This is a genomic window from Streptococcus suis (assembly GCF_002964045.1).
Taxonomy (GTDB): Bacteria; Bacillota; Bacilli; order Lactobacillales; family Streptococcaceae; genus Streptococcus; species Streptococcus suis_U.
In genome coordinates, this window is sequence record NZ_POPB01000611.1 from 1 (window position 1) to 352 (window position 352).

General features: G+C 40.1%; 1 protein-coding gene. It reads right to left on the reverse strand.

Annotation, left to right across the window (positions count from 1 at the left end; genetic code table 11):
* Positions 1 to 352: GBS Bsp-like repeat-containing protein (locus C1E99_RS14525; RefSeq protein WP_193441824.1), on the reverse strand; the 352-nt coding region annotated here is incomplete at both ends.

Here is a 352-nt window from a genome sequence, read left to right on the forward strand (position 1 = left end):
GCTTTGACAACCTTATCGTAGTTGACCTTATCCCCTTTTTCAAAGGTAAATTGAGTCGGTGCGGATAACTTGGCTTCGTTCTTGACTTCAGCTTGCTTTGTAAAGTGATAGGTGCCTTGACTTGGCAATTCTGTTTCAGACTTGACTGGTTTACTTTCAATCTTGGTCTGAATTGCAGACACACCTACAATCTTGCCATCATTTTCTACATAGTAAAGATGCGCATTATAAAGACCTTTCTCATTTTTGTGGTCTGATAAGGATACTGCTACTTTGTAGTTACCGTTGGACTGTTTGACCGCATCATACCAGATAATGTCATTTTGACCATTTTGGTCTGCCCAAACTGGTA